We start from the raw sequence: 14,578 nt of genomic DNA, 5'->3' as shown, positions 1-14,578 counted from the left end.
TCTCCTATTTTTTATTTGGGTTTTTGGCGGCATTTTTGACAGAATCTTCGGGGTCGTTTTTAAGTTTTTCTAGTATTGCCGCGGAAGTTGCGCTGTTAAACGCTACCGATATTCTAATATCAACATAGTCTTCTGTTGCTAACTTTGCTAACGCTTTTTGAGGAGCATTTGGGTTTTTTGCAACAAGTAACTTTACTTTTTTATTGCGATCGTGAGCTAATCGTATTAGTAATTTAGCGCTCTTTCTTTCTGCTAAACGCGCTTTTACTTCAACCCCTTCGGTTTTTGCCATTTCAATAAGCGTTTCTTCTGGAGTACTTGGGTTTTCAGCAACTAACATTTTGACAAGCTTTGACTTATCATTAGCGAGTTTCTTTAGAGTTTGAGGTGGGGTGTTAGGGGCAGCAGCAACGGCCATTCTTTTCTTTTCACTTTTGTCTTTAGCTAGTTCGATCAACTGTTGAGATGTTTTTTTACTAGATTTCTGTTTTTTGACAGCCATTATTTTCTGCTTTTCTCGGTTGTCACTCGCACTTTGCTTGGCATCTGATTGCCAAAAGGGGATAAATGGTAATGTAAGTGTATCAACGACAAAACTCGCTGGCGGATCAACAAACATAAGAGGTAAGGCAAATGCAGCGGCGTAACCCCAATCATACAAATTTATATCTTCGCACGAGTTACCATAGTGTCGCAAGGTAATCGCATTTACAAAGCCTCCATAGAAATTAGGATCTTCAGATTTTAAATTACAATACGAACCACAACCAGTGCACAATAGCAACATTGCTATAATGTATATATTCTTCATTTATTTTCCATTTCAACAGAACATTCGAGTTTTGATTGAGTGACCAAAATGTCGACACGCCCTATTTTATCACGAAGTCTAAAAGCATACCATTGTAAAAAGTTTGTAGATTATCCCACTTGCAATTTTTTTACAATGGGAATATCAGCAGCTGCCCAATCGAGTAAATGTAGGTCTTTTTTTTCTAACCATCTGAAAGAAACATGTTCACATAATTGTAAACTTGGTGAGGACGTAGAGCAAAAATAACTATCCATAGTGATTGCAAAATCAGGATACTTATGATGCACTGTTGTAAATAAATCTTCAACAGAGATCACCATTTGTAACTCTTCTTCTATTTCTCGACGTAGAGCCTGCTCTTTGCTTTCTCCTTTTTCTACTTTTCCACCAGGAAATTCGTATTTGAAAGATACATATTCATATCGGCTTTTCCCTTTCTGTACGCAGAGGTATTTATTAGTGTTATAAATGATTGCAGCCACAACATTGTAATGTTTCATAATAAACTTCATCCTTAAGAACAGGTCATTTTCTTCGCATATAAATGTTATAGCTCATATTACTGTCAAAATTGTCATTTTGCTAGGACTGATATTGGTACTAACATTGAAATATGTTCAAAACTTTTGCGTTGACTTAGAAAAAAACATTGAAATAGCAAAGGAGACATGTTAAGATTGTCCGGCTGTTAGTGTTTCCCCTCAAAAACATTGATATTATATTGAGAGATGTATGTTTAAGACTCTTTCCAACAAATTTGACGATATAAAAAATAAGTTTTTCTCCTCAGGTAAGATTAGTGAAAAAAATATCCAAGAGGGTATTGAGGAAATAGAAAAAGCTCTGATTAATGCTGATGTTAACTTTCGAGTTGTCAAAGGCTTAGTTAAAAGAGTAAAAGAAAAAGCTATTGGTGAAGAGCTAATAAAAAGCATTACCCCTTCACAATTATTCATCAAAATAGTGAATGATGAACTCGTTGAATTAATGAAAACTGATGAGCAAGGTCTTGAAATTACAAAAGACTTTACAATTATCATGATGGTTGGTTTACAAGGAAGTGGTAAAACAACTACTTGTGGTAAGCTAGCAAGATATCTCATCAAAAAAGGACATCGACCTTTTCTTGTCGGGGCAGATACGCAAAGACCTGCTGCTATCGAACAACTTAAAGTACTTGGAAAAGCTCTCGGGGAAGAAATTTCACAAGAAACAGGAAGCGAGTTTGAAGTTCCTGTCTACAGTGAGCCTCAAGATCCACCACCTAAAATTTGCAAAGACTCCATTTCTTTAGCAAAAGAGAACAACTGCGATGTTTTGATTCTCGACACTGCTGGGCGTCTTCATATTGATGATGCTTTGATGAAAGAGCTTCTAAGTATTCGCAAGAAAACAAAACCTGACCACGTTTTCTTTGTTATGGACTCGATGACAGGGCAAAATGCCTTTGACTCTGCAAAAGCATTTGATGAGCAAATTAACATTGATGGTGTTGTTCTCACTAAACTTGATAGTGATGCCAAAGGTGGAGCTGCACTTTCGATCAAAGAAGTTACAGGTAAATCAATCAAGTTTATTGGTGTTGGTGAAAAACTAGATGCACTAGAAGAGTTTCACGCTGACCGTATGGCAAGCCGTATTCTCGGTATGGGTGACGTTGTTTCGCTGGTAAAAAAAGCGGAAGAAGTCATGGATGAAGAAAAAGCCGAGGAAATGTACCAAAAGATGGTGGACGCCTCTTTTACCATGCACGATTTGCTAGAACAATTCCAAATGATCAAGAAAATGGGAAATTTACGAGACTTAATGGGAATGCTCCCTGGAGGACTTGGAGTTCAAATGCAAAATGCCGATATCGATGAATCGATATTTTCGCGCATAGAAGCAATCATACACTCTATGACTCCACAAGAACGCGAAACACCTGATATGATAAACGGAAGTCGCAAACTCCGTATGTCGAAAGGTAGCGGAACAAAAGTTCAAGAAGTAAACCAATTGCTCAATCAATTTCGCGAGATGCGGAAAATGATGCAAAACATGAGCAAAAGCGGTATGTTTGGAAATATGATGTCGGGTATGGGAATGGGCGGTGGTCTTGGTGACCTTGGCAACATGATGCCTGGTCTTGGTGGCGGCTCTAAACAACGTTCACGACGCAAAAAGAAAAAGAGAAAAAAGAAATAAAATTTGTTTTTGGATAGGGATTGAGTAATATCCCTGAGATGTTATAAAATTTTTTACTCAACGGAGGAAGTAGTATTTTATACATAGAATACTACAAAAAGATATATGGCTGTAAGAATAAGATTGACAAAAATAGGACGTACACACTCTCCATTCTACAGAATAGGAGCTTATGATTCTCGAGCTCCGCGCAACGGAAAATGCTTAGAATATCTAGGCTGGTATAATCCTTGTTGTGATGAGGAAGATAACCAACTTCGCGTAAAACTAGAAAGAGTACAGCACTGGTTATCAGTAGGGGCTCTACCTACTCATAAAACAGGCATTCTTCTTAAAAAAGCAGGTGTGGTACTTAACAAGCCTAAAGTAAAAAAAGCTAGTAAAGAAAAAGCTGCAAAGCCAAAAGGCAAAAAAGCAAAGAAACAAAAGAAATCATAAAACGATTTTTGCAGCAAGAAAATGATTTTCTTGCTGCTTTTTTTTTGGAATCCTTTGGGAGGCGTGATGACAACAAAAAAAACACAAAAAATCCCAAAAATAATCAATCTTCTGCAAAAAAAATATGCATGTGTTACCACAAAATCAAAGGTCAGTATTCTTGATTTGATCATCTATTACATTTTACAAAAAGATGAAACAAAAAAGAATTCAGAAAAAGCTTTGAGCAATTTAAAAGAAGAATTTGTTGATTGGAATGAAGTACGCGTTACACATCCGCGAGAAATAGAAGATGCTACGAAAAATAGTATCAAAAACAACGTGTACGAAAAAGCAATAACAATCACTGAAATTTTGGGCGAATTATATTACATATTTAACTCTCTGCGATTAGAATTTTTACTGGAACAAGAATTTATTGATGTACAGAAACAATTACAACAAATAAATTCAAGTTATCAACTACTACCGACCCTTTTATTACACATCACAACAAATTCAAAATTGATAACAACACAACAAACATGTGTTAGAGTTGGCAAAAGAATTGGTTTATGGACAGAAACTACTCCTTCATCCCTAAATAAAAACGCTGATAAAGCACTAGAGAAATATTTAACACAGCTCAATGCTTATTTATCTCTCTATGGTGAAAATATTTGTGTATCAACGGGCTATGACTGTAGTTCCTGTATTCTTGTAAAAGAATGTGATTTTGGGCAAAAACGCGTAGAGAAGAAAACAAAGACTGCAGCAACAACAAAAAAAAGCAAAACAGAAATCACTAAAAAAGTATCTCGGTCTCGTCAAAAATCATCTAACAAAAAATGATAAACAGCCCATTGTTTTATCATTAAAACAATGGGCAGGAAGTTTTAGCTTTGCAAAACAATATTCCCTTTTTTAAACAATGTTAATCCTGGTGTATTACCACACTGAGTAAATAAATCCCGCCAATCCTGTAACTCAAATATGCAAAAATCAGCATATTTCTCTACCTCTAGAGAACCCAAACTCGAATCTCGATGTAATGCGCTTGCTGGATGAATAGTGATAGATCTCATGACTTCGTGAAGTGGCATACGTAAATATTTAGCCGCAAAATATCCCACTAAAAGAATATTAGAGCATGGCGAAGATCCAGGATTCCAGTCCGTAGATAATGCAACGCGTATTCCAGCTTTCGAAAATTTTTCATATGGAGAATACGGAGCATTCAAATGTAGAGAACAAGTAGGGAATATAATGGCAATTGTATTGTGTTTTCTCATCATTTCAATACCACTATCATTAATATGTTCTAAATGACTAAGGCTTGTAACTCCCATTGGAGCTAGAACTTCTGCTCCCTTAAAAGGAGATGTTTGGTCTGCATGTACGGAAACAAAACGCTTCTTATTTAAAGCTGCTTCTACAATTTTCTGCGTTTCTTCTACAGAAAAAGCAATGGTATCACAAAAAATATCAATACTCTCAATTATTTCACAAATACTAGGAATAATATCTTCGATAATGTTTTGAACGTACTCATTACGAGAAAGGCTAGGATCCAAAACGTGAGCCAAGTAGGTAGGTACAATTGTCATTGAATGCGAAGAAGCAAGCTTATTTATTATTTGAATCTGCCGCATTTCATTTTCTTTGTTGAGCCCGTAACCACTTTTGGCTTCAATAGTACCAACTCCATGACGCATAAACTCGTCTGCAATTCTTTTTGCATGATTTTGTAATTCTTCACTACTAGTTTTTTGTGTGCGTTCAATTGTTGTGCGAATTCCTCCACCTTTTTTTGCAATTCCTGCATAGTTTTCACTTCCAAATACACGTACTTCAAAATCATCCGCGCGACCATAAGGGTAGCCACTAATATGAGTATGTGCATCAATAAAAGCAGGACAAACAACTTGATTTTTAGCGTCTATCTCTCTTTGGAATGAGCGAATTTCTCTATGGATATCTTCGTGCTTCCCTACCCATACGATCTTACCATCTCTGACAGCAATGGCTCCCCTACTAATAAAACCAAGTTTGGACTCGATATTTTCTTCCGCAGGCCGTAAAGGCACCGTTAGAAGTTGTCCGATGTTATTTACCAATAGATCAACATCTTGCATCTCTAAATTCCTAAAACGATTATTTTATTGAAAGCTAATTATTACGGTTTATAATCTTAAGCAAGTCACAAAATTTTTTTGAGACACGTAACTACCTGATAAACATATAACAGCATGAACCCTTCATAGCTATATAGTTATGTGCCTTTCAGGCTATCTGTGCTCTGACAACCAAATTCTACGTTGACTTAAACACGAGCTCAAAAAATTTTGCGGCACAATTAGGGCGCGCGAACACCCCTAACTGTAGATCAATTTCGCACATAATAACAATATTAACTACAAGTTTCAAAGGAGTTGTAATGAACATTTTAATTACTGGAGCTAACAGAGGCCTAGGGCTAGAATTTGTCAATCAATACAAAATGAGTAGCAATAATCGCATTTTTGCTTGTTGTCGCAATCCACAACAACTACAAATAGAAGAAGAAAATGTCACTGTTCATAAGCTAGATGTAACTTCTCTAGACAATATGAAAGAACTAAAAAGCGAAATCGCAAACACCCCTATAGATTTGTTAATTCATAACGCTGGTGTTTACGGAAGTAAAAATAGTTTTGGTAATGTAGATGTTGACTCATGGTTGAATACTTTAAAAATCAATACGATCGCCCCACTGAAACTAAGTGAAATACTAGTTGATAATGTTGCAGCTAGCCAAAAAAAAATGATCGCTATTATAACAAGTAAAATGGGAAGTATTTCTGATAATACAAGTGGTGGTAGTTACGTTTACCGCACAAGTAAGTCTGCAGTTAACATGGTTGGTGTAAGTATGAGCCGCGATTTAAAACCACAAGGAATTACAGTTCTATTACTTCATCCAGGATGGGTAGAAACAGACATGGGTGGAAGTAACGCTCTTTTAAAACCAAAAGAAAGCGTTGAAGGTATGTGCAAGGTAATAGAAACAACAACCGACAGCGGAGCATTCTTCGCATATGATGGGCAAAAAATTAATTGGTAATTTAACATAATGGAGTGAGCAGTGGATATTTTTATACTTGTTCTCATAATTTTATTGTTCGCAACAATATTTGCTCCTAGCGATCAACAAAAACAAAATAAGCAAAGCAAAGAAGGCAAAAAAGGCAAGCTAAACAACCTACAAAAACTACAAAAAATAGCTTCGATATGCCACGAAGAAAAAACGATTAGTTATCTACAATACCAACAAATAAAAACAGTTTGCCAAAAAAACTTAAAAGCATTAATCAACGATGAACCAATTGAGATCGTAAAAAATAATCTTGTAAATAAAAAAATAACCCAAAATATACCTCAAACAGAACAAGAACCCAATTCACGCTCTTCCAATCTTATCCAAACAGTGCCAGACTCGCAAATCGAAACGGTGCCAGACTCGCAAATCGAGCAAAAAACTGCACAGGCACAAGTGTCAGACTCGCAAATCGAAATGGTGCTCGAAATGGCGCTCGAAACGGTGCCAGACTCGCAAATTGAGCAAAAAATTGCACAGGCGCAAGTGCCAGACTTGCCAGACTTGGAAACGGTGCCAGACTCGCAAATCGAAACGGTGCCAGACTCGCAAATTGAACAAGAAATTGTACAGGTCAAAACAGTGCCAGACTCGCAAATTGAGCAAAAAATTGTACAGGCGCAAGTGCCAGACTTGGAAACGGTGCCAGACTCGCAAATTGAGCAAAAAATTGCACAGGCACAAGTGCCAGACTCGCAAATCGAAACGGTCCCAGACTCGCAAATCGAGCAAAAAATTGCACAGGCACAAGTGTCAGACTCGCAAATCGAAATGGTGCTCGAAACGGTGCCAGACTCGCAAATTGAGCAAAAAATTGCACAGGCGCAAGTGCCAGACTTGGAAACGGTGCCAGACTCGCAAATCAAAACGGTGCCAGACTCGCAAATCGAGCAAAAAATTGTACAGGCGCAAGTGCCAGACTCGCAAATCGAAACGGTGCCAGACTCGCAAATCGAAACGGTGCCAGACTCGCAAATTGAAACAGAAATTGAAATCGAAACGGTGCCAGACTCGCAAATTGAACAAGAAATTGTACAGGCACAAGTGCCAGACTCGCAAATCAAAACGGTGTCAGACTCGCAAATTGAAACAGAAATTGCAATCGAAACGGTACCAGACTCGCAAATTGAACAAGAAATTGTACAGGCGCACTCTAGCCACTCTTTGTCACAGTATGTAGGAAATTTAAAGGAAAAAAGACAAAAAACATTCGATTCAGAAAAGCTTTTATACCAAGAAGAAACTATACCAAAAGTTAAAGTTTCCACTGACAAAGTAAAGAAACCGGAAGAATCGAAAACTATTAACAACAGCAGCTCTCGGTTTATTAATTTTAAAGACAATATTTTATTGTTTTTGGGGTTATTTTTGATTATGGCTGGAGAGGTGTTTTTAATTGCGAATTTTTGGCCTGATTTATCGGGTTCTATGCAAATACTAAGTAGTTATTTTTTGGTATTTTCTTCTAGTGTATTTTTCTTTTTCATTGGGCATATTACTGTTCATAAGTTACGAGTAACGGGTGGCGGCTTTTTTATTTATTTACTTTCTTTACTGCTGATGCCTTGTACTTTTGTTGTAACTTTATATATACCTTCGCTATTTTGGCAGATGGGTGTTTTTATTGTCACCTGTATTACGTTTACAGCTATCGGTGATGTTGTTGGAAATTTTATTGATAGCAACCATGGAAAAGGCATAGTTCGTTGTTTTGTGTTTATGAGTAGTGCACATTTGCTATTTGCTAGTTCATTTTATAGTATTTGGTTTCTTATTGCTTATAGTTCTATCGTTGTCTACGGTTATCGCTTTCGGATAGTAGAAAAGTCGACATCTTTTTCATTTATAATGACATCATTGTTTTTGAGTTTTGTTACTATTTTCTCTCTTGCAGGTCACTGGTTATATAATCTATATAACCTAGATAACGCAATTCATTTTTATTTATGTGCACCTATTTTAGGTTTATATGCTTATTTTCCTATAATGCTTGACCGCAAGTCTCTGAAATCACACCTTCCTTTACAAGCATTACCTTTACTAGGAGCACTTTTTTGCGTTTTTGCTTTAACTGTTGCTACTTCAAATATATACACTTTATTTTTTTGCGTCGCATTAAGTTGTGGGCTTTTTAGTCTATATGCTCAATTTTTTCAAAAAACATACCTATCATTCATTGCATTCATTTTATCCGGCATAGGCTATTTCTTACTCCCAGAAGTTGTAATCCAATTTACACAAAATACATGGTTAAATTCTTTAAGTCAGACTTTAGGACAACTTCCAATTAGTTATCAAGTACTTACCTTTATACCTTACTTAATTGCAATTTGCTTTCTTGGAAACTTCTTTCGCCAAGGGAAATCGCAACATCTTGCTTCCCTGCAACTTTGGTTTGTATTGATTTCTGTTGGTTTGATTTGTTTAATAAAAATAGGTAGTGGTGATCTGGTGATCGCGATAATCTCTCTACCGGTATACACCCTCATGTATTTCTTCGCAACAAAATACTTGCAATTGCCTTTTCTTTACTATTTAGTTTTCATTACTATTAGTATCTGGGGATACGATATATCAACATACTTCACAAATATCGTCTCTATTCAAACATATAGCGTTTTATTCATAGCGAATCTATGGCTTTTTACTGCAATGATATTGCCTCAAAGAAAATCCTATATTCGTAAATGTCTCATTGATGTGTATACATTGCTTATATTTTTCTGTGTGTTTTCACAAGTGTATAGCGCTTGGAATTTAAATGCATGGCAATCTATAGGTTCTAGTTTATTGGTAAGTGGCTTACTAATTAGTATTTGTGTATTAATTTATCAGCAGGAATGGTTATGGTTTCCTTGTTTTATTGTTTCTTCAGCAGGAATCTACTTAATTGTTTCTACACAAAGCACTCTTTATTCGTTAGCTTATGCATTTGCTATTTGGGGATACGGTTTAACATTTATTAGCTACGTTATGAAGTTTTTGTTTGAAAAACCAAGTAAAGCACGCGATCGAATAATGCGCGCTAAAAAACGCAATAGCGAATCTTTAATGAAGCCACTTTGGTATTTAATTCCTAGCGCACTACTTATTTCGTTGTCAATTTTGATTTATGAGAAAGCTTTTTTACAACCGAGTTTAGCAGTGATGCTCACTTTTTATTCAATGAGTATTTTAGCTTTAACAATGCCTTTTCTTCTTAGGTTTTCATCAAATCTAACATGGCTAGCTCAAGTGCTTTTTATATTTTTTGCATTACCTATTTGCGTAAACTTATGGTCGTACGGACTCATTTTTTTCTGCGTTGGAAGTATTTCTTTTGCGTACATAGCTTTTTTGTTAACAGATATATCTGCTCTTTATACAGGAGCACTAGCAATTGTATTTTCTGTCTATCGCATTGGAATTCATTTTAATTTTTCATATGAAATATTACTTATCTTTTGCGCTTTTTTAGCTTTGCTCTACGCAATTCTGTGTTTTTTCGTAAAAAACAAACACTGTAATCGCTGTTTTCAAACGTATAGTTTTATAATGGGAGCGATGAGCATTGCAGGTATAGCAACAATTTTAGTTGAAAGCTTTCATAGCTCTGCTAGCCTAATAATTGCAGCCATTATTACGACAACTTGGGCTTTCTTACATTATTTACGACATCGAGAAAACGGTGTGGTATTTATCTTTTTTATATGTATTGCTGCTACGACCACTTTGTTTTGCGAATATTTTTTTCCACAAATGTGGCAAGTTCATGCTTTAGCTCTTTGTGGATGCGCTTTTTTGTGGTTGAGATTACAAAGGTTACTGTTGGCACCAAATAAAGCTTTTATTACTTATTCTGCGATTCTAACAATGGTGATATACGGCCTGAGTTCACAAGTACTGTTTGGCAAATGGCAACTAGACCTTTTGGCTATTCTTGCTCTCGGATTGGCAATTCTATACTCGCATTTAATTGCATTCCAAATGCGAAGTAAAATGTTTATGTGGATTTTTGCTTTTTTAATTCACCAACTCAGTTTCGCAATGCTTTTATTTAACAACATTATTGCCTTTCCACATATTCTTACTTATTTTGTTAGCGGAATATTTTTTGTTTTGTGGGTTGCTAGGTACAACAACGTAAAAGAACTCTACGATTACAGTTCTTTTGTTTTGCATACAATAACAATTACTGCGATTATCACGCGCTTGTTTCCTGATCTTAGTTTTAGTTCTTGGGTTTTATCTTCTTACTTACCTATAGTTATAAGTAGTATCTCTTATTTATATATTTATGTACGTACTCGTAGTAATATGACGTTATCATTTTTACTAGCCAGCGGTATACTTTGCACTACTTTTTTCGTTGATTTCCTACAATATTCCCTTATTTACTATGGAGTAGCATTTTCTTACCTCGCAACTTGCTACACGATGTTACATTTTTTCAAAAGAAAACACAAAGTCATTGGCTACATTGCAAATATACTGGTTATATTCGCTTCTGGTATCTTTGTTTATTTTTATGCTCATGCTTTTTACAATTACCAACAACTATATCGTTATCACTTGATATTGGCAAGTGGCCTCGCTATGCTTAGCATATCTTTCGCTTTAAAACACTACATTTTGCGAACAGCTGTGTATAGTTATCTCAGTATTATCTACTACTACATATTGTTATTTGCTTGTTTTATTCAAATATACTGCGATGAACAGTGGTATAATTTGGCTTTGCTTGGCGGAGTAGCTATTACATTGTGCTTATACAAAGTTATCACAACTTTTCTATCCAAAGATTACAGAGATAAGAACAGTGCAGTTGTTGATAGTGCCATAGTTGTATTTATAATATTTATTCTCTCGTATTTGGGCTCTTTTCATAATAGATATTCATTTTTACAGTCAGAACATATGTGGACAAGTATTGTTGCTTGGAGTCTTAGCTATTATTTACTTTATGCAAATATAGCTGTGCGGCGCAATAAAATAATAGAACACTTCTCTGCAGCACTTGGTGGGATAGTTTTTACTAGCTGGGCACTTGTTACATCGCTATTTACTACGAGTAGTCTTCCTTGTTGTGATTGGGCTCTATACGCAATTTTTTGCATTTTTATTGCTCACTATTCTCGTAAAACATCTTACTTGTATTGGGGAATATTGTTTTCTTGTGCAAGTATTGCCATTTCATTGATATATTTCTGGCAAATTGCTTCTATTTTCACTCTATTTATCGCAGCTTGTACTGCACTTGCTTGCTCTTTGTTTTTTAATTCTATGTGGTATCGATTGTGTACTTTTAGTTTACTCATTACTTCTAGCATTTTGTTTATTTGTTATACTCCTCTACAAATGATAACTTCAGTCGATTTTTCTTTGCTAGCAATTGTTTTTTCAGCAGCAGCTTGCGGATTTGCTGTCAACCGAAATTATAAAAACACCCAAGATGGGGTTTATTTTTGTACAACTTTAACCGTTACAATGCTTATTACTCTTTCTATTTTACCTCAATGCACTGCAATGATGGTTTTTACCGGTATTTTGAGTGGACTTATATGCATTAGCGCATGCTTTTACATTGCTGGGCAACAATCTGGCTTGCTTTCGTACTATATGGGATTACTACTGTGGGCGCTTATACCTTTCTTTATATATGCAAATACCAATTGGATCAATTTTATTCATCCTTACCACTGTGCATATATCTTTATTGCTTTGTTACCAGCACTATCGACACTTTTTATTAAGCAACAAAGGCTACAACGTGCTATTGGAAATTTTTCTTTGGTTGCGGCACTATCTATTCTTGTGTGGTTCATTACCTCAACTTACACAATTGCGCAATTTCCAATGTATATAATGTATATTGCGACAACCGCTTTAGTAGCCACTATGTATACTCCGCGCCAACAACAGCCTTTCTTCTCCACAAATAACTTGCAAAGTTTTGCTTCAACACTTGATTTAGCGGTTGTTATTATTTCGCTTTACACCTTTACTTTTACAACTCAAACTATGTGGATAAGTGCTCTTATTTTAAGTGCACGTCACTCTATCATGTACGCACGTACACAAACTTCAGAATCACTATTACGAGTATTAATCTTTTTATTAACTGGTTTGTTACTCTTTAGTAGTGCGTGGCTTTCAACGATTTTTTGGCCACTTATTGCAATCACCACACTCGCTTTTTTATCGTACACACCGCAAAATATTTTAAAATATCTGAAAATAGACCATGCTCAAATGCGTCAAGTAATAGAGTTGATGATACGTCATGTTGTTACAATTTCAGCACTTTGTGGTGCAGCAATCTTTGTTATTTCGGCTACCCACGCTAATGATTACGTCGAATTGTTAGTTGCGCAAAATCGCATACTGTGGTTTATCACTGGAATTATTGCTGTTCTTTCCTTAAAACTACAAAAACCGCAAACTTTTTCCAATTTTTTAGTCGTTACCAGCGCCATGCTCACCATGAGTTTGAGCACACCTATAGCTCATTTTTTTCCTCAAAATAACCCTATTCCCACTATAGAATGGGTGCTACTCGCCATTGTCTTTAACTTGCACAAGACAACACGCTCCTATAGTTTTATTTGCTTGTGCATTGCTATTATTGGCACCGAATTTGATTATACAAATGCGATGACGCCAATAGTATTATTTTTGTCTACTTGTTATTTTGTAATGCGCACTTTAAAAAGTAACAGCGAACAGCAAAAAATGTGGTTAAATTTTTCAGTCGCGAGTAGTATATCTTTTTTTTACTTGGGTGTGCTCTATTTTTATGCCGAAGATAGAGCACAAATGTGGGAGCTATTTTCATTGGCCACTGCTTTTACAAGTATTGCTGTTTTTGCCATGCATAGATATTTACATAACGAAAACAAAAAATTACTTATTCATATTTCGATGCTTTTAAATACAGTTGCTATTGTAGAGGTGCTACAGGTATTTTCACTGAAAGTGCCTATTTTGCCATTAGTATGTTTGGTGGGTTCAACTTTTCTATTGGGAAATAAGACTAAAAAAGCGTTTTACTATTACTGCTCACAAATTTTAATTATCACACTATATTTATCTATGCAGCATTACAGTGAGTGGTTGTATTTTTTAAGAGGTTATGAAACTCATGTTTTATTGATTTTAGCAATGAGTTTTTTCCAAATAGGATCGCTTTCAAAAGAAAGACAAGAGTTAAATGCTTTTATAAAATTTTCGTACATTCTCCCTCTCGCGGTTTTTGCTTATAGTCCATGGGAATTACAAACGCATGGAAGTATACTCTACCTTCTTTTTGCTGCGCATTTTGGATTTATATATAGATACAGTAAACATACATGGCAACTTTTAACGGCTTTGGTATTCTTAGATGTTGCTCTATATCACTATTGGCAAGTTCGGGCAATTGTCGATCCACAGTTTTATGGAATTCCTCTAGGGATTACTTTACTTGCATTTGCAGAATTTCATCGTGAAGAAATAGATAAAAAATATTTTGGGTGGTTGAGGTTTTGCGGAATTGTTTTTATCTATGGATCATCATTAACACAGGTTTTCTTGCAGTTGCAAAATCCGTTTTATGCTCTATTACTTGCTGGTATTTCTTTCGTTGGGATTATTGTAGGTCTTCTTCTGCGCAATATCTTTTACGTCTACTTTGCGACTGCTTTCCTAGTACTTGATATACTCGTTTATATAATTAAATTTGGAGTTGATCACGGCATTTTACAAGGAGTACTTCTTGTGAGTGCAGGCATTGTTGTTCTTGGTATAGCCATTGCTTCGCAATTTAAAAAGAATAAGATAGAGTAACTAGAACATAGAATAGTTTTATTTAAATTTCAGAAGAAATTGGAATAAATTTAGACTTAGTGATTGTGTCATTCCCCGCTTTGATCGGGAATCCAGTAGTGGATCCCACATCAAGTGCGGAATGACAAGATTTGTAAGTCTTTTAATTTTATAACTTAGGCTTAAGTTAACAAAATTGGGGCTAAGGCTCGAAAAAATAAAAAAATAGACAATGCTTTGAA

At 35.6% G+C, this 14,578-nt stretch carries 8 protein-coding genes; 5 read left to right on the top strand and 3 right to left on the bottom strand.

Annotated features, from left to right (window positions below):
* Positions 1–4: 4 nt before the first annotated feature.
* A complete protein-coding gene (locus tag UABHE_RS20310) occupies positions 5–811 on the bottom strand; it encodes a hypothetical protein (RefSeq protein WP_372365098.1) in 807 nt (268 codons plus the stop codon).
* Between the two features lie 110 nt (positions 812–921).
* Positions 922–1,314 carry a (deoxy)nucleoside triphosphate pyrophosphohydrolase gene (locus tag UABHE_RS20305; RefSeq protein WP_372365097.1) on the bottom strand — a complete coding sequence of 131 codons (393 nt, stop codon included), beginning with the start codon at positions 1,312–1,314 and terminating at the stop codon, positions 922–924.
* 232 nt (positions 1,315–1,546) lie between these two features.
* Between UABHE_RS20305 and ffh the strand changes: the two genes are divergently transcribed.
* From ffh to UABHE_RS20290, 3 genes are all read left to right on the top strand, one after another.
* Positions 1,547–3,001, top strand: coding sequence for a signal recognition particle protein (gene ffh, locus UABHE_RS20300; RefSeq protein ID WP_372365096.1), 1,455 nt, complete (start codon positions 1,547–1,549; stop codon positions 2,999–3,001).
* A 105-nt stretch (positions 3,002–3,106) separates the two neighbouring features.
* The gene (gene rpsP, locus UABHE_RS20295) at positions 3,107–3,439 is read left to right on the top strand and encodes a 30S ribosomal protein S16 (RefSeq protein WP_372365095.1); all 333 of its coding nucleotides are present in this window, start codon (positions 3,107–3,109) and stop codon (positions 3,437–3,439) included.
* 66 nt (positions 3,440–3,505) lie between these two features.
* On the top strand, positions 3,506–4,270 hold the full coding sequence (locus tag UABHE_RS20290; protein WP_372365094.1) for a hypothetical protein: 765 nt from the start codon (positions 3,506–3,508) through the stop codon (positions 4,268–4,270).
* 44 nt (positions 4,271–4,314) lie between these two features.
* Here the strand turns inward: UABHE_RS20290 and hutI are convergent, their stop codons facing one another.
* Entirely contained in the window at positions 4,315–5,553 is a 1,239-nt protein-coding gene (hutI, locus tag UABHE_RS20285) for an imidazolonepropionase (protein WP_372365093.1), read from the bottom strand.
* Positions 5,554–5,855: 302 nt separating this feature from the next.
* On the opposite strand from hutI, the gene UABHE_RS20280 reads away from it, so the two are divergent.
* Together UABHE_RS20280 and UABHE_RS20275 are read left to right on the top strand one after the other, a co-directional pair.
* Positions 5,856–6,521, top strand: a complete 666-nt coding sequence (locus UABHE_RS20280; RefSeq protein WP_372365092.1) for an SDR family oxidoreductase — start codon at positions 5,856–5,858, stop codon at positions 6,519–6,521.
* A gap of 21 nt (positions 6,522–6,542) precedes the next feature.
* Entirely contained in the window at positions 6,543–14,357 is a 7,815-nt protein-coding gene (locus UABHE_RS20275) for a hypothetical protein (protein WP_372365091.1), read from the top strand.
* Positions 14,358–14,578: the final 221 nt, after the last annotated feature.

The sequence above is a fragment of the Candidatus Uabimicrobium helgolandensis genome, from assembly GCF_041508025.1.
Lineage (GTDB): Bacteria > Planctomycetota > Uabimicrobiia > Uabimicrobiales > Uabimicrobiaceae > Uabimicrobium > Uabimicrobium helgolandensis.
This window is presented reverse-complemented; position numbering and strand designations above follow the sequence as displayed.